Raw genomic sequence first — 17,547 nt, forward strand, 5'->3', positions numbered from 1 at the left:
CGAGGTCTCCATGACAAAGGTCCCCCTTCCCGTCACCCCGCCGCGGACCGCTCTGGCCCAGCTCTGGGCCCTGCGGGAGGACGCCGGCTTCCGGCCCGGCGGGGACGGGCCGGGGGCCGGTGTCGTCACCACGCCCTGGGGGGACGTGCCACTGGACACCGAGTCCCCTGTGGTCGCGAGGGCGTTGGAGCGCATGACCTACGGCCCGGTGTCCCTGGACAACATCGCTCCGGGCTTCGGCGACATCGTGGCGAACCACCCCGACACCGCACCCGCTGCGGCCGGCCGGCCGGACGGGCAGGCCCCCGAACCCGGGCCGAAGCAGCACTCCGCCACCGGCCGGCCCTCCGACCACGCCGCCCTGCGCGCGGTACTCGCCGCGCTACAGCACACGGTGGTCCGTACCCTCGCCACGCCCGACGGCAACCACGTGCTCACCGTGGTACCCATGTCCCGCCGGGCCACCTTCGCCCCCGTACCGCCGGCCGACGACACCGTTCATCGACTGTCCCGGTTCGTCACTCTGCGGACCGGCCCCGAGGGCTGGCTTGCGGAGTCACCGCTGTCGCCGCACCGGGTGACCCTGCACTCCCCCCGGGCGAGCCTGCTGGTCAGCTGCTACACCCGCGCCCGAACCGTCATCGAGGTCGCCCGGCTCCTCGGCCAACCGACGGCCGAGACCGCGCTCGTGGTCGCCCATCTGGCGGCGGCCGGCATACTCGTCCCCGGAATCGTCCGACCCGGCACCGCGACGCCGGTCACCTTCGCCGAGGACCACGAGCCGCTGACACACTGGTCGCCCCGGGAACTGCTGGTGCACCAACGCAGCCGCCCGGGCGCGCACGACGAGCCCGTTGGCCGCATCGGGGAATTCCGCACCGACGAGGGAGGGCCCACCGGCCTCGCCCGGCGAGGCCCGGCCATCGCGCTCCCGATCCCCGACCCGGAGCTGATCCGCGCCTCGGACCCGAGCCTCAGCGAGGCCATGGCCGCTCGCCGCTCCGTACGCCTGGATGACGGACAGCCGCTGACCATCCAGGAATTGGGTCAGCTGCTGCACCGTTCGGCCGGCGTCCGGCCGAACAACGGCCGCCCCTACCCCAGCATCGGCTCCCGCTACCCGCTGGAGCTGTATCTCACGGTCACCGGCGGTGGAGAGCTGCGGCGCGGCGTCTATCATTACGACCCGTACGCGCACACCCTCACCCCGCTGGACACCCCCCCGGAACTGGTCGACAGATTGCTCGTCGAGGCGGGCGTCAACGCCGGGCTGTCGAAGGAACCCCCGGTGCTGATCAGCATGACTGCCCGCTACCACCGGCTCAGCGCCTCGTACCGGGGCACGGCCTACAGCGCGTTGCTGAAGGAGGTCGGGGCGTTTCAGCAGACCCTGTACCTGGTGGCCACCGCCATGGGGCTCGGCCCCTGTGCGCTGGCGTTCGGTGACACCGAGACCGCTGCGCACGCGTTCGGCCTCGACTGGCTGGTGGAACCGGGGGTGGGCGAGTTCGTCGTCTCCGCGTTTCCCGAGTCGGCGGCCCACCCCCGACGCTGATCCCCGCACGGACCCACCGGCGTTTCGGCCAACTTCCCCGGACCGTGGGACAGTTTCGTGGCATCGTCCACGCGGACACCGCCCAAGGGCTCCGCGTATGGTGCACACCGGCAGAAGTCTCATGGGGGTGGAGGTAGCACATGCGGTGGAATCGTGCTTCGTTCTCGGATGTGCTGATACCCCAAAGACCCGTGAGCAACGTCGAATTAGCTCCCAGGATGGCCGCTTCCATCACCACCGTGGTCATCCTGTGCTTCCTCGGTGTCGCCCTGGCCTACGCCCTCAACGGCGGCTTCTCGGCGATCGAGCTCACCATCTGCGTCTTCTTGATGCTGCTGCTCCTATTCCTTCAGTTCTGCCACTCCTTCCCCTCGTGGTTCCCCCGAATTTCGGCACATCCGCGCAGCACACTGACGGTCCAGACGGTGCTGACCTTCGCACCGTTCGCCGCCTTCGGCGCCACCTGGCTCGGTATGCCCGGCTTCCTCGCCTCCTCCTGCCTGCTGCTCCTCCGGCCCGGGATCGCCTGGTTCACCTTCGCACTGGTCATCGCGATGACGGGAGCCATGCAGTTCATCGTCGGGTACGGCGTGGAGAAGCTCGGATACAACACCGTCGCCACATGCCTGACCGGTCTCGTCGTCTACGGGCTGAGCCGACTGACCAGCCTGGTCAGTGAAGTACAGACAGCCCGCGACGAGTTGGTGCGAATGGCCCTCGCCCAGGAGCGGATTCGCTTCGCCCGCGACCTCCACGACCTCCTCGGCTTCAGCCTGTCCACCATCGCGCTGAAGTCCGAACTCGCCCATCGCCTGGTCAGCCGTGACCCGGTGCGCGCCGAGGCGGAGATCACCGAAATCGTCCGGGACGCGCGGCAGGCCCTTACCGAGGTGCGTTCGGTGGCCGGCAGCTACCTGCAGATGAGCCTGGAACGCGAACTCCGGGCAGCCTCCTCGCTGCTGCGCGCGGTGGGTATCCACGCCGAGATGCGGATCGAGGTGGGGACCCTGACGCGGGACACGGATTCCACGCTGGCCATCGTGCTCCGCGAGGGCGTCACCAACGTACTGCGCCACAGCAAGGCGCAGAAATGCCGGATCGAAGCCACCACCAACGAGCGGGGTGTGCGGTTGACCATCGCCAACGACGGTCTCCGCGACGCCGACGCCGCCCACTTCGCCGAGTTGGGAGCCGCCCGCCGGGACCCGGGCACCGGCTCCGTGACCACAGTGAACACGAACCCCGCGGGCACCGCGGGCGGGAACGGGCTGAGCAACATCGCAGCCCGTGCCCGGGCCCTGGGCGGCGAGCTCCAAGCCAGTGAACGGCCCGATGGTTGGTATGAGTTGACAGTCCTGCTCCCCGCGGCGGGCAAGGACTAGGGTCTGTTCGACGGGTCTGTCACAGCCAGCCGGAATCCCGGGCGATCCGTACCGCGTCCATCCGGTTCCGAGCGCTGAGCTTGGTGACCACCGTGGTCAGATAGTTCCGCACGGTGCCCGGGGACAGGAACAGCGCTCGCGCGATCTCCTGCGCCTCCTCCCCCTGGGCCGCCAGCCGCAGCACCTCGGTCTCCCGCGAGCTGAGCGGGCTGTCCCCGACCTGGAGCGCCGCGAGGGCCAGCCCCGGATCCACCACCTTGCCCCCCGCGGCCACCTCCCGGATCGCCGCGGCCAACCGGTCCGGATCGGTGTCCTTGATCAGAAAGCCGGACACCCCGGCGTTCAGCGCACGCCGCAGATTTCCCGGTCGACCAAGCGTGGTGAGAATGACCGTCCGGCACTCCGGCAGCTCCTCGTACAGCTGACGCGCGGCCGTGATGCCATCGATACCCGGCATGTCGATGTCGAGCACCGCCACGTCGGGGCGGTGCTCGAGGGCCAACGGAAGGACCTGGTCCCCGTTGTCCGTCTCGGCCACCACCTCGATCCCCGTCTCCAGTTCGAAGAGCGACACGAGGGCTCTTCGCAGCATCAGCATGTCCTCGGCCAACAGGATTCTGACCACGGTGCCCCCGACATCCTCGCGGCGCTCAAAGGTTTCCTGCGCTGATTATGACCGCTGCCGTGGTGAGTTGAAAGACGAAGTCCAGCTCACCCGAAAGGACTTGAGCGGGCGGGCAGCCCCGCAGGGAAGCGACGAGAAGGACGGCCCCGTCCCGGCCGGCGGGATGGGGCCGCCCTTCGGTGTTCCGCCGGGATGTTCCCCCGACGGGGGCGGCGCCTCCGTGGCTCCCGGGGCCCACGGTGCGGGCCGTCGCCGATGGCCCGATGACAGACGTCACCGAACCGGTCGTACCGGGAGCCGACTTGTTCGGGGGTGCTCGAGCGGCCCGTTGGGCGATGGGACCGGGGATCTCCCGCGACACATGTCCCCGGCGGGGAAACGGCGCGGTGGCACAGCGCCGGAGACCGTGCCCGGGGAGACCTGCGGGACGGCGTACGACGGTGCGGGAACCTCTCGGTCACGGCCCCGGGGGCCGACCGGGGGTGTGGCGCCCCGGTGGTCACCGCCGTCAGGCCGGGCGGTATGTGCCCGGGGCGAGGTAAACGGCGAAGCGCGGAGTCGGCCCACCCCGGTAGGAGAGGAAGTTCTGGGTCGACGACTCCGCCGGTGGACCGTCCGCCAGAGCGTGGAGAGCGGCCGTGTAGGGCGCCGGGTCCACGTTCTCCTCACGCATGAAGGCCGCTACGCGATCGTGCGCGGTCGCGTCATCGCCGTGACCGGGGATGAGCGGCACATAGAGCGTGGCGCCCGGCACGTCCCGGGTGGAGCTGAAGCCCCAGCAGGTGACGGGGGGCTTCAGCCATCCGGACTCGCGGCATCCGGTGACACGTTCGAGAGCACGGGCGAAGGAGCCGGGTACGTGATCGCGGGCGATGGCCGATTGGGCATCCACCTCATCGGCGGTCACCCCCGTGTGCGCGAGGTAGACCTTGCAGCGGGCCTCCCGGGCGTCGGACAGGTCCAGGGCCAGTCCGACGGGTTCGTGCGCGATACCGTGGACGCCACCCAGGTGATCGGCGAGGAGGCGCCAGGGGCGTTCCAGGCCCAGCCGGATCATGGCCTCCTCCGTACGAGCGGCAGCGTGCTCACGGCCGGCGATGGCGGGGTTGAGATAGATCTTGTGGAGCGGGTCTCCGCCCTGCCGCCAGGCCACCCCGTGGAAGAACGAGAAGTATCCGCGCGGGTCCCCGTCCGTGAAGAGGTCCTCGACGGCGAGATAGCGCTCGATCGGGACTCCCGGACGGTCGGCCAGGCCGCGGGTGAAAGCCCTGCCGTCTTCCTGACGGGCGAGCGGCGTCCCCGGATGACTCGGGTTTTCGAACGAAAGGCGCAGTTCGCTCCTGCCGTCGACCCAGGCGAACGACACCTCGAAAGGCATGCCGTCGATGGCGACCCAGCACGCGCGTTCGGGCGGATTCCCTGCGGGGAGTTCACCCCAGGCCCCGAACAATTCGCGGACCAGGGCGAGCCGCGCCCGCCGTTCACTTTCGCTCGCGCCGAGCACCTCGCTCCCGCGCCGGATCTTGTCACAGGCGATGTCGGCGTAGCTGTCGGTCGGTTGGTACCTCCGGGACTCGAAGCGCACGGACCGTCCCACCATCTCGGCGGCGACTCCCGTGTCCGGCGTGAGAGCGGCGGCTTCCATTGACTCTCCCTGCACAAGTGAGCGCAAGCAAGCGGGCGTACACGATCGGATCGTCCAGCCCGATGACCGCCCGCACACGGTGTCCAGCGGGATCAACCGTACCATGAGGCATGAAGTGCATATATTTCAGGCAGGATTCGGCATAATCGGATACCTCCCCGCACGGCATGGGCGACGCGGACGACGAGCGACCGCACCGTGTCATCGACTTCACACACAAGGCCATACCCGTGTTTGTCCATGGTCGTACCGGTCTGCGCTAGTTCGGAGCGAGAACGACCCGGAGGCCTCCCCCGGGAAGTTGGCGTGGGGCGTTCCATCACCCGGCCGCGACGCGTCGGTCGGAGCCGCGCACGCTCACGCATCTCCCCCGGCGAGCGGGAACGCCCACGACAGCGGGCCGTTGAAGCGGGACCGCGCCGCAATACGGTGTGCGCCGCCACCCCCGGGCGCATTCGGCGATCCGACTCCCCGCCCGTAAGGCTCTCCGACCCCTTCGACCGCGACCCCGCGCCTGTCGGCGGCCATGGCCCGGGTCTCCCCATCGGCGGATCACCGGTACATATCCCCATGGCATCGCGGAAACGGAGGAGGCGTCTCCGCCTGTGCCGTGTCGCCGAAGCAGGCGCGATCTCCCCAGCCGACGCGGAGTACGGCGGAACTTTGTTCGACATTTACCACTAACCACTCATAGGCATTCATTTCAGCCAATCTCCGACCCGCCCAGTTGGCGGATGACCTCACGAACCACCTCCTGTTTTTCGGTGACGCGGCCAGGGTTCGCGTCCCCGCGGAACCGCCCCGCGAGCGACCGCGCCGGTGGGTCGACCACAGGCCCCCACGCGACCGATCGGCCACGAGAACGGCCGAATCGACCACTGTCCCGTTTCCGCGCCGAAACGCGCTGCGACATGATCGCTACGCATCGTTCGCCCACGCATTCACCGGACGCCTGAGTGCGCCCTTCCGCGGTGCGGTCGAGCGGCAGGCCGGCAGCGCCGTCCCCCGGGAGTCCGCACAGAGGAGTTGACGCGTGTCCCCCCAGTACCACTCCCTCCCGGGCCGGCCCCCGGCCGACGCTCCGCGCCCCGACATCCCCCTCGCACGTTCCGGCCCGTCCGACACCGCCACGACGCCCGCGACGCTCCCGGAAGCCTTCGTGCGACAGGCTCGGCTGACTCCCGACGCGACCGCGCTGATCCGTGGCGCCGAGGAGGACACGGCCATGACGTACCGGGAGCTCGACGCCCGTTCCGAACACCTGGCCCGGCGTCTCGCCGCGGAGGGGGCGAGCCCGGGTTCCACCGTGGCGGTCCTGATGGAACGCTCGACCCATCTCGTGGTGTCTCTGCTCGCCATCGTCAGGTCCGGTGCCTGCTATGTGCCGTTGGATACGCGGTCACCCGCATCGCGACTGCGATGGATGGTCGAGCAGACCCGACCCCGGTTGATCCTGACGGACCGGCCACGTCCCCGGGATGAGTTCGGCACCGGCCCACGGGTCCTGTCGGTGCGCTCCGGCGCCCCGGACGGGGACCAGGGCCCGGCCACCCCCGGTATCCCCGCCGAACCGCGGCAGCTCGCCTACGTGATGTTCACCTCCGGCTCCACCGGTACGTCCAAGGGCGTGGCGGTGACCCACGAGAACGTCGTGGGTCTTGCCCGGGACCGTATCTGGCGCGGTGGTGCCCACGAGCGGGTCCTGCTGCACTCGCCACACGCTTTCGACGCGTCCACCTACGAGTTGTGGGTGCCGCTGCTGTGTGGCGGGACGGTCGTGATCGCGCCCCCGGGCGAACCGGACGCCCGGGGCATCGCCTCGGCGGTCTCGGAGGCGGGGATCACCGGATTGTGGGTGACCGCCGGGCTGTTCTCCGTCCTCGCGGAGGAGGATCCGCGGTGCTTCCGCGGCGCGCGCGAGGTGTGGACCGGCGGGGACGCGGTCTCCCCCGCGGCCGTCCGGCGAGTCCTGCGGGCCTGTCCCGGCACGGCGGTTGTCAACGGTTACGGGCCGACGGAGACGACGACGTTCGCCACCTGTCACCGGGTCACCGACCCCGGTGCCCCGGGCACCGTCGTTCCCATCGGCGCCCCCATGTCGGGCATGCGCGTCGAGGTCCTCGACCGGCGGTTGCGCCCGGTTCCCCCGGGTGCGGTCGGGGAACTGTACATCGGCGGCTCGGGCCTGGCCCGCGGCTACTGGAATCGCCCGGCCCTGACCGCCGAACGGTTTGTCGCCGACCCGCTGGGAGAGCCCGGCGCCCGGCTCTTCCGAACCGGTGACCTGGTGCGCGGCGGGCCGGACGGACTCCTGGAGTTCGTGGGCCGCAGCGATGACCAGGTGAAGATCCGTGGTTTCCGCGTCGAGCCCGGCGAGGTGGAGGCCGTCCTCTCGGAGCACCCGGGTGTCGCCCGGGCCGCGGTCGTGACCCGCGAGGATCGGACCGGACACAAACGACTCATCGGCTACGTCGTCCCCACCGACGGGGCCGGGCCCGCGCAGGGCGGCACGGACGCGGTGAGCGAGTGGCGGGGAATCTACAACTCGCTCTACGGCGAGACCACCCGGATGCCCTTCGGCGAGGACTTCTCCGGCTGGCACAGCAGCTACGACGGCCGACCCATCCCGCCGGAGCAGATGCGGGAGTGGCGCGACACGACCGTGGAACGAATCCGTGAACTGAACCCACGTCGCGTCCTGGAGATAGGAGTGGGCACCGGGCTGCTGATGTCCCGGCTGGCTCCTCGGTGCGACGCCTACTGGGGAACGGACCTGTCGGATCGGGCCATCGAGGCGCTGACCGGACCGGTGCGCCGGGACGCCTCGCTCGCGGGCCGGGTCGAACTGAGCGTCCGCGCGGCCGACGACATCAGCGGCCTGCCCGTCGGATTCTTCGACACCGTCGTCATCAACTCCGTCACCCAGTACTTCCCGGACGCGCACTACCTCACGGACGTCCTGACCAAGGCGGTCGAGCTGCTCGTCCCCGGCGGGTCGGTCTTCGTCGGAGACGTACGCAACCTGCGCCTCCTTCGCGCCTTCCACACCGATGTCCGGCTGCGCCGCCCCGGGTTGCCGTCGAGCCCCGCCGCCCTGCGCGCGGCCGTCGAGCACGGCATGGTCCGGGAGAAGGAGCTACTGGTGGACCCGGCGTTCTTCACCGACCCGGCGGGCACCGTCCCGGGCGTCGGCGGCAGCGAGGTGCGGGTGAAGCGGGGGCGGTACGTCAACGAACTGACCCGCTACCGCTACGACGCCGTGCTGCGCAAGGCCGTGAGCCGAGCCGAACCCGTTCTCCCCGTGGAAGAGCTGCGGTGGGGCCGGGACATCTCGGACCCGAAATCGCTGGCCGACCACCTCGACGCCGGATGCCCCGTCGACATCCGGGTGACCGGGGTGCCCGACGACCGGATCGCACCCGTCGCCGCGGCACTGCGGGCGTTGGAGGGTGCGGGCGACACGGGCCGGATCCGCTCGTTGGGCGCGCGGGACGACGCCGAGACCCTCTTGATCGAGCAAGTGCACGAGATTGCCGCACGGTATGGTCTTCGGGCCTCCGTCACCTGGTCCCCCAGCGTTGATGACGCCCTGGACATCGTGGTGACCCGGCGCCCGCCGGGCACACCCGGTGGTGGAGCCCCGGCACCGGCCGGCACGACGCCGACCTCCCTCGTCAACGCTCCCGCCACCGCGCGGGACACCGGCGCCCTGGTCTCCTCGGTCCGCGACTTCCTGACGAGGCGGCTACCCGAGTACCTGGTGCCGGCCGCCACGGTGGTACTCGAGACCATGCCACTGACGCCACACGGCAAGGTGGACCGCCGACGGCTGCCGGAGCCCGACATCGGCTCCGTCGAAGACGGACGGCCGCCGCGCACCCCCCTCGAAGAGCTGCTGTGCGGGCTGTTCGCCGATATCCTGGGCGTCTCGAAAGTTACCATCGACGACAGCTTCTTCGCCCTCGGCGGCCACTCCCTTTCCGCCACCCGCCTCAGCTCCCGGCTGCGGTCGGTGCTCGGTCTGGAGCTGCCGGTGCGCAGCGTCTTCGAAGCACCGACCGTCGCCGGTCTGGCCGAGGCCGTGCGGCGGACGTCGGCCGGGGATCGTCCCCCGCTCCGGCCCATGGAGCGTCCCGATGAGGTACCGCTGTCCTTCGCGCAGCGCCGCCTGTGGTTCCTCGACCGGCTCCAGGGTCCGGCCGCGACGTACAACGTCCCGCTCGTCCTGGAACTGGAGGGGGAGTTGGACCGGGCGGCGCTCGAAACCGCGCTGGCCGATGTCGTCGAGCGCCACGAGAGCCTGCGGACGGTCTTTACCGAAAAGGCTGGTGTGCCCGGGCAGTTGGTTCTCGACGGCACGGCCGCACGGCCGCCGCTCGATGTCGATACGGTGGCGCCCGCGGAACTCGACGCGGCGGTGGCCGCGACGGTGCGCCGCCCGTTCGACCTGGCGGGCCACCTTCCGGTCAGGGCCCACCTGTTCGGCACGGCCCCGGACCGCCACGTCCTGGCACTGACCATCCATCACATCGCCTGCGACGGATGGTCCCTCGCACCGCTGTGGCGGGACCTCGCCACAGCCTACGCGGCGCGCCGCCGCGGTGAGGCCCCCGCCGTGGAGCCGCTGCCGGTCCAGTACACGGACTACGCCCTGTGGCAGCGGCAACTCCTGGGCGGGGAAGACGACCCCGACAGTCCGGCCGCCCGCCAGATCGCCTACTGGACCCGCGTTCTGAAAGGGCTGCCCGAACGCGTCGAACTCCCCCTCGACCGGCCCCGGCCGCGGTCCGCGTCCCACCGCGGCGACACCCTGCACTTCGCGGTGGACGCCGACCTGCACCGGCGGATCGTGGACCTGGCGGAGCGGTGCGGGGCGAGTCCGTTCATGGTGGTGCACGCCACGCTCGCCACCTTGCTGAGCAAGCTGGGCGCGGGCCACGACATCGCGATCGGCACCCCGGTGGCAGGCCGCACGGACCAAGCCCTGGAGGGCCTGGTGGGGTTCTTCGTCAACACCCTGGTGCTGCGCACCGACACCTCGGGGAACCCCGCCTTCCGGGATCTGCTCGCCCGGGTGCGGGAGACCGATCTGGCCGCGTACGCCCATCAGGACCTGCCGTTCGAGCGGCTTGTGGACGCCCTCGCCCCGGCGCGCGGGACACCCCACCACCCCCTGTTCCAGGTGATGCTGGCCCTGCAGAACGCTCCGCGGAGCGCACCGGAGCTGCCGGGCCTGATCGTCGGGGAGCGTGCGGTGAGCACCGGTGCCTGCAGGTTCGACCTCTCACTGAGCCTGCGGGAGCGCCAGGGCGCCGACCGGCGCCCGCAGGGGATGGACGGTGTGGTGGAGTACAGCACCGACCTGTTCGACCGGGACGGCGTCGAGCGTCTCGTCCACCGGTTCCTTCGCTTCCTCGACACGCTCACCGCCGACCCCGGACAGCGGATCGACACGCTTGATGTGGTCCTCCCCGGCGAGCGAAAAACACTGCTGAAGCAGAGTCGCGACACGTCGCGGGATGTACCGCGCCTTCCCCTGCCCGATCTGTTCGAGGCACAGGTCAAACGAACGCCCGGGGCAACGGCGCTGATCTTCGACAACGGCGTGGGGCCGGCGCGGAAAATGACCTACCACCAGCTCAACGCACGGGCGAACCGGCTCGCCGGGTACCTCATCGGTTACGGTATCGGCCCCGAACAGTACGTGGCCATCGCACTGCCCCGCACGGTCGACTCGGTCATCGCCACCCTCGCCGTGCTGAAGGCGGGAGGCGCGTATCTGCCGCTGGACGCCGACTACCCCGCCGCCCGACTCCGGTTCATGCTCGAGGATGTCCGTCCGGCGCTGCTCCTCACCGACTCCGGCACGTCGCTTTCCCTTCCGGACCTTCCCGGCGCCCCCGAAGTGCGCCGAGTCGTCCTGGACCGGGCCGAGACCCGGCACGCCGTCGGCCTGTGTCGGGAGACGGATGTCACCGACGGCGAGCGGGGGCGGCCGTTGACGGACACGAGTCCGGCGTACGTCATCCACACCTCCGGATCCACCGGCCGGCCCAAGGGCGTGGTGGTGACCCATTCCGGCTTCTCCGGTGTCGTCGAGGCGCAGCTGCGGCGGTTCGGGGTGACCGCGTCGAGCCGAATCCTTCAGTTCGCATCCCACAGCTTCGACGGGGCCGTGTGGGAACTGTGCGGGGGGTTGCTGACCGGAGCCACGCTGGTGATGGCACCGGCGGAACTCACCGCGCCCGGGCCCGGCCTGGCCGCCCTGGTCGAGCGACTCGGCGTCACCCATGCGACCCTGCCACCGGCCGCGCTGACCGTGATGGAGCCCGCTCGGCTGACTTCCGTGTCCTCGCTGATCGTCTCGGGTGAGGCGGTGTCGGGGAAGACGGTTCGGCGCTGGTCGGTCGGGCGCCGCCTCATCAACGGCTACGGCCCGACCGAGACCACCGTGTGCGCCACGCTCAGCTCCCCGCTCTCCGGCGGCGGCACGCCTCCGATCGGCACACCCACCGTGGGCGCGAGCACCTACGTCCTCGACCGCGGCCTGTGTCTCGTGCCGCCCGGGATGCCCGGAGAGTTGTACGTCTCCGGGGCCGGACTCGCCCGCGGCTACCTGCATCGGCCGGGGCTCACGGCCGACCGCTTCGTGGCCGACCCGTTCGGCGCCCCCGGCTCCCGGATGTATCGCACGGGCGACATCGTTCGCTGGAACAGTGACGGGGAACTGGAGTACATCGGCCGCGCCGACGGGCAGGTCAAGATCCGGGGGTTCCGGATCGAGCCGGGCGAGGTGGAGGCCGCCCTGAGCACCCATCCGGACGTCGCGCAAGCCGTGGTCGTCCCCCGCAAGGACAGCCGCGGCGCCACCTGCCTCGCCGGATACGTCGTGCCCGCCCGCCACTCGGCGGACCCGAGCGGCCTCGGGCTGCGCTCCCATCTGGCCGGTCTGCTGCCCGACCACATGGTTCCGGCCTCGGTGACGGTCCTCGACGCACTGCCGATCACGGCGGCGGGCAAGGTGGACCGCGCCGCGCTCCCGGCGCCGGATCTCGCGGCGCTGTCGGCAGGCCGGGCGCCGCGCAATCCGCGCGAACGCATCCTGTGCGAACTGTACGCCGAGGTTCTGGACGTCCCCCGGGTCACCATCGACGACTCCTTCTTCGCCCTGGGCGGGCACTCCCTGCTCGTGACCCGGGTGATCAGCGGGATCCGCCACCGCCTCGGGGTGGATCTGCCCGTCCGCACCCTCTTCGAACGGCAGTCGGTTGCCGCGCTCCTCGAGGCGGCCGACGAGACGAACCCGCCGGCGGACGCCTCCGTGCCCGGTCCGGCCCCGGCAGACCTCTTGGCGGAGGCCGTGCTCGACCCGCGGATCACCGTCGGGCCCCGGCGAGAGGGGCGGTCCGGCGACACGACGGACCACGAGAACATCCTGTTGACGGGCGCGACGGGCTTCCTCGGCGCCTTCCTCCTGCGCGAACTCCTCGACCGTACGAGTGCCGACATCCACTGTCTGGTCCGCGCGGACGACACCGAGCGGGCGTTCGGGCGCGTCCGGCGGAGCCTGGTGGAGTACGGGCTGTGGAACGAGTCCACCCGCGGCCGGATCGTTCCCGTGCCCGGTGATCTGGAAAAGCCCCTGCTCGGCCTCCGCCCGGAGCGGTTCGACGCCCTGGCGGCCCTGACCGACGTCGTTTATCACAATGGCGCGTGGGTCAACGCGGTCGAACCGTACGCCCGGCTGAGGGCGTCCAACGTGTCCGGCACCGAGGAGGTGCTTCGCTTGGCGGCCCGCTCGACCCCGGTGCCGGTCCACTACGTCTCGACCGCCGCGGTCTCCGTGAGCACCGACGAGGACTCCGGGAACCTCGGCCCCGTGCCCGAGTCCCACCGGGTACACCCCGACTCCCTCATGCCGGGCGGCTACACGGCCAGCAAGTGGGTGGCGGAGCAGCTCGTGTGGGAGGCGGCCGGGCGTGGGCTCCCGGTGAGTGTGTACCGGTTCGGCCGGGTGAGCGGTCACACCGTCAGCGGGATCGGTTCCGCCAAGGACGTGCTCTGGCAGCTCGTGCGGGCGATGCTCGTCATCGGGGCCGCCCCACGCCCCGCCGATCAGGACGCCCCGCCCGCCGTGGTCGACCTGATCCCCGTGGACCACGCCGCGGCCGCCCTCGTCCACCTCTCCCGCCGTCCCGGCGGCATCGGTCTGGCACACCACCTCACGTGCCCCGAACCCATCCCCCTCGACACGTTCCTCGACCATCTGCGGTTGTACGGGTATCGCTTGGACACCATGGGCCTCGACGACTGGACGCGAGCGCTGCGCCGGCGGGCGGACGCCGAGGCGGAACGGGCGAAAGGCGCGGGACTCCTTGACGCGGCCGTGCTGCTCACCGACACCCTGCCCGCGCTGTCCCGCCTGGGGCGGATCCGTCTCGACCGGACCAACACCCTGGCCGGACTCGCGGACTCGGGGCCGGCGTTCCCGGCCCTGGACGGCGCGCTCATCCGGACCTACGCCGACCACTTCGTCGCGTCGGGTTTCTTCCCACCGCCCACCCGCTGAGCACCACACCATCACGGTGGCCGCGGCCGGCCCCGGCCCCGGCGCACCATCTCCTCATCCGTTCGTCCACGGAAAGGTCACACATCATGAACAACCCCTGGGATGACACCGAGGGCACTTTCTCGGTGCTGGTCAACGACGAGGGACAGCACTCCTTGTGGCCGTCCTTCACCGCCGTGCCCGCGGGGTGGGCCACGGTCCACGGCCCCGCCTCCCACCAGGAATGCCTCGCGTACGTCGAGGAGAACTGGACCGACATGCGGCCCAAGAGCCTCGTCGAGTACTACGACCGGTTCTCCGAGGTGCGGTCCGCATGAGCGACCAGCAGTCACCCCGCGGCTACCCCTTCGGCGAAGCGATCGCTCTGGACCTCGATCCGCTGTACGGGGAACTGCGCCGGGAGGAGCCCGTCCTCCGGGTCCGCTGCCCTTTCGGCGAGGACGCCTGGCTGGTCACCGGCTACGCGGACATGAAGAAGATCCTGGGGGACCCCCGGTTCAGCCGTGCGATGGCGGCGGAGCACGACGAGTCCCGTCTGACCCCGTTGCCCATCCACACCAGCATCCTGGGCATGGACCCACCCGACCACACCCGGCTGCGCAGGCTCCTGGCGAAGGTCTTCACCACGCGCCGCGTCGAGCTGCTGCATCCCCGGATCGAAGGTGAGGCTCACCGGTTGATCGACGGCCTCGTCGCCCAGGGGCCGCCAGGCGATCTCATGGAGGAATTCGCGGTTCCCTTCGCCGGTACGGTCGTCTGCGATCTGCTCGGCGTCCCGTTCGAGGACCGCGAGCGGTTCCGCGGCTGGCTCGACGCCTTTTCCGCCACGACCGTGATGACGGAAGAGGAGATCGAGGCGGACACCGAGCGGTTGCACGGATATATCATGCGGCTGATGGCCACCCGCCGTCAGCAACCGCGGGACGACCTGATCAGCGCCATGGTCAAGGCCGGCGAGGAGGAGGAGAGGCTCTCCGAGAAGGAACTCGTGGAGCTGGCGAGCGTCCTGCTGATCGCGGGGCACGAGACGGTCTCGTCGCAGCTCATCGACTCCCTGTACGTCCTGTTCACCCACCCCGAGCAGCTGGAACTACTTCGGGGAAAACGCGAGCTGATGCCGACGGCGATCGAGGAGCTGCTGCGCTATGTGCCCCTCATCTCCCATGTCACCTTCGCGCGCTACGCCACCGAGGACATCGAGCTGAGCGGAACGCTTGTCCGTGCGGGCGAGTCCGTGCTTCCCGCCATCCCCTCGGCCAACCGCGATGAATCGGTGTTCGAGAACGCGGACCTTTTCGACCCGACCCGGGAGCACAATCCCCATCTGGGATTCGGGTACGGAATCCACCGCTGCCTGGGCGCGCCGCTCGCCCGCCTCGAATTGCGGGTGGCGCTTGAGGCGTTGCTCACGCGACTGCCCGGAATGCGGTGTGCCGTTCCCACGAATTCGCTGGAATGGAAGGACGGAATGCAGGTACGGAGCTTGCTGCGGCTGCCCATCACCTGGTGAACCACCCGTGAGATCACGGCACTAGTGTCTCGTGATCCGGTTCGTGTCACCTGAGGCTCTTTGGCTCGTTGGACACTGTGTGAACCTCTCTTCGGAACAGGCCGCAGAATTGCGGGCGTTGGCGACGGACCGGCACGTGACGGCGGATGTGGCCCTGCGAGCCCGCATCGTGTTGTGGGCGGGCGAGGGGCGCCGCCGCAAGGACATCGCCGAACTGGCGGGGGTGTCCGCCCGGACGGTGGACCGCACCAGGACCCGATACGCGGAGCACGGAGTGGCGGGCCTGGTGGAAAGGAAGCGCGGTGGCGGAAAGGAGCAGGTGCCGCCGCAGACCCGCGGCCGGGTGATCGCGCTGACGAGGATGACTCCGCCGCCGGAATCGGGCCTGTCGCACTGGTCCACACGGACACTTGCCGACCATCTGAAGCGGCGCGAGGGCATCAAGGTCTCCTTCCACTATGTCGCCCGCATCTGGCGGGAGGAGAACCTGAAACCGCACCGCTCCGGCACCTTCACACTGTCGAAAGACCCGGCGTTCGCGGAGAAGGTCGCCGATATCGTCGGGCTGTACCTGGACCCGCCCGGGGGCGCTGTCGTCCTGTCGGTCGACGAGAAGACGCGGGTACAGGCGCTGGACCGGACTCAGCCGGTGCTGCCCGTGACCTTCACCGCCACCGAGAAACGCACCCACGACTACGTGCGGCACGGCACCACGAACCTGTTCGCCGCACTGAACATCTCCACCGGCGAGGTGCTCGGCGAATGCAAGCCGAACCGGAACGGCGCGAACTTCCCGGCCCTCCTGAAGAAGGCGGTGAAGCCGCACGCCGGCAAGGAGATCCATATCGTGCTGGACAACCTGTCCACGCACACCACCCCGGACGTGAAGGCGTGGCTGGAGAAGAACCCTCGCGTGCACTTCCATTTCACCCCCGTCGGCTCTTCCTGGTTGAACCGGATCGAGATCTGGTTCGGGATCATCACCCGGCAGTCGATCCGTCGCGGCACGTTCTCCAGCGTCCACGTCCTGATCAAGCAGATCCGCGACTACATCAACTCCTGGAACCAGAACCCGAAACCCTTCACCTGGACTGCGACCACCGGCGAGATCCTCGCAAAGGTCCGGCTCGTCACAACCAGCGTCAGGAAACTCGTCAATAACAACTCGAACTGACACGAACCGGATCACGAAACACTAGGCTGTCCAAGGACGGCAAGTTGCTGCCGCACTGTCCGGGGACGTCCGGCCACCCCTCCCCTCAGTCCTGGCGCTTTCCAGAGGCCGACAGAATCTGTCGTGAACATCCAAAACCGGACCCATCTGATCCTGGCGGCCCGCTTCGGTCGCTCCGCAGTCGTCGCCCACGACGACTCGGCAAAGGGCGAAGGTCTGTGAGCGTTCTCGCTCTTTCCGCAGCCGTGGTCGCGACAGGCGGAGCGGGCCGGCCGAGGGAAGGCGGGGTCACCGAGGTGTTACCGCCCTCCGGCCGGCTTCTGCTCGGCCAGGTGGAGGCCGAGCTCGGCACGGTGAACACCAGCCCCTCGGCGCCAGGTGAGGCGATGGCCCGGTGACCCCTACCGCACCGCAGTGCCCCGCCCGCGGTATGGAGCGGGGGCGATGGGGACCGGCGAAGCAGAGGCGGAAGGGTAAGGAGTCGGTCCGATCGGGGAGACCCCTGCCTACGGGGTGCGCCGCGTCCGACGGCGGGCGCTCACCGTGCCGGCGAGCCAGGCCATCCCGGCGCTCACCGCGAGCAGCAGCAGCCAGGGCAGTGCCCCGGGTTCGGTCAACTCCGGGGCGGCCGAAGGTCTGAATGCCGCGTCCGCACTCACCACCACGGCGATGGCGACGATCCCGGCGATGATCTGCGCGGTGGCGGCAAGCGGCCGGTGTCCGACGGCCCCGACGGCGACGGCCAGCCCGACCGCGACGCCGGCGGCCACCGCCGGCGCCACCACCATGCCGACCGGGCCCTCCGCACGCATCACGGCCTCGAGCACGAACGCCGCGAGAGCCGCGCCGAGCGCCACCACCACCGGTGCCATCCGACGCCCCGCCTCCTGCCGCCATGCCTCTTGGCGCGGCAGGTCCGGCCGCACTGCGGCGGCGACCATCCCGGCACCGATCAGAACGGCCCCGGCCGCAGCCAGCAGTTCGACCGGCCACAACCCGGCCAACCCGTCGGCCTCACGCGCCTCCGTGACCCGCGCCACGGCCAGCACCACGACCGGCACGACCCCCACCGCCACCATCGCCCACC

General features: G+C 70.3%; 8 protein-coding genes and 1 pseudogene. 6 read left to right on the top strand and 3 right to left on the bottom strand.

The genetic code is table 11. From position 1 onward, the window contains the following. Positions 1-10: 10 nt before the first annotated feature. Both LZF96_RS19970 and LZF96_RS19975 read left to right on the top strand, forming a co-directional pair. Positions 11-1,555, top strand: a complete 1,545-nt coding sequence (locus LZF96_RS19970) for a SagB family peptide dehydrogenase (RefSeq protein WP_233874571.1) — start codon at positions 11-13, stop codon at positions 1,553-1,555. Positions 1,556-1,773: 218 nt separating this feature from the next. Beyond that, entirely contained in the window at positions 1,774-2,937 is a 1,164-nt protein-coding gene (locus tag LZF96_RS19975; protein WP_233874574.1) for a sensor histidine kinase, read from the top strand. A gap of 19 nt (positions 2,938-2,956) precedes the next feature. Here LZF96_RS19975 and LZF96_RS19980 read toward each other — a convergent pair whose 3' ends face one another. Both LZF96_RS19980 and LZF96_RS19985 read right to left on the bottom strand, forming a co-directional pair. Then, positions 2,957-3,562, bottom strand: coding sequence for a DNA-binding response regulator (locus tag LZF96_RS19980; protein ID WP_233874577.1), 606 nt, complete (start codon positions 3,560-3,562; stop codon positions 2,957-2,959). Positions 3,563-4,070: 508 nt separating this feature from the next. Next, the gene (locus tag LZF96_RS19985) at positions 4,071-5,207 is read right to left on the bottom strand and encodes a tryptophan dimethylallyltransferase family protein (protein WP_233874584.1); all 1,137 of its coding nucleotides are present in this window, start codon (positions 5,205-5,207) and stop codon (positions 4,071-4,073) included. A 1,159-nt stretch (positions 5,208-6,366) separates the two neighbouring features. Between LZF96_RS19985 and LZF96_RS27135 the strand changes: the two genes are divergently transcribed. The 4 genes from LZF96_RS27135 to LZF96_RS20005 all read left to right on the top strand — a co-directional run bounded on the left by LZF96_RS27135 (position 6,367) and on the right by LZF96_RS20005 (position 16,460). After that, positions 6,367-13,776 (top strand): non-ribosomal peptide synthetase, encoded by a 7,410-nt coding sequence (locus LZF96_RS27135; protein WP_233874586.1) that lies wholly within the window; start codon positions 6,367-6,369, stop codon positions 13,774-13,776. 86 nt (positions 13,777-13,862) lie between these two features. Further along, positions 13,863-14,093 (top strand): MbtH family protein, encoded by a 231-nt coding sequence (locus LZF96_RS19995; RefSeq protein ID WP_267941129.1) that lies wholly within the window; start codon positions 13,863-13,865, stop codon positions 14,091-14,093. Next, the gene (locus LZF96_RS20000; RefSeq protein WP_233874595.1) at positions 14,090-15,286 is read left to right on the top strand and encodes a cytochrome P450; all 1,197 of its coding nucleotides are present in this window, start codon (positions 14,090-14,092) and stop codon (positions 15,284-15,286) included. The genes LZF96_RS19995 and LZF96_RS20000 overlap by 4 nt, the downstream gene beginning before the upstream one ends. Positions 15,287-15,365: 79 nt before the next feature. Then, a complete protein-coding gene (locus tag LZF96_RS20005) occupies positions 15,366-16,460 on the top strand; it encodes an IS630 family transposase (RefSeq protein WP_233874598.1) in 1,095 nt (364 codons plus the stop codon). Positions 16,461-16,966: 506 nt separating this feature from the next. Here LZF96_RS20005 and LZF96_RS20010 read toward each other — a convergent pair. After that, positions 16,967-17,547 (bottom strand): annotated as a pseudogene (locus LZF96_RS20010) (hypothetical protein); the annotation flags it as partial.

The sequence above is a fragment of the Streptomyces sp. ST2-7A genome (genome assembly GCF_021390475.1).
In the GTDB taxonomy this organism is placed as follows: domain Bacteria; phylum Actinomycetota; class Actinomycetes; order Streptomycetales; family Streptomycetaceae; genus Streptomyces.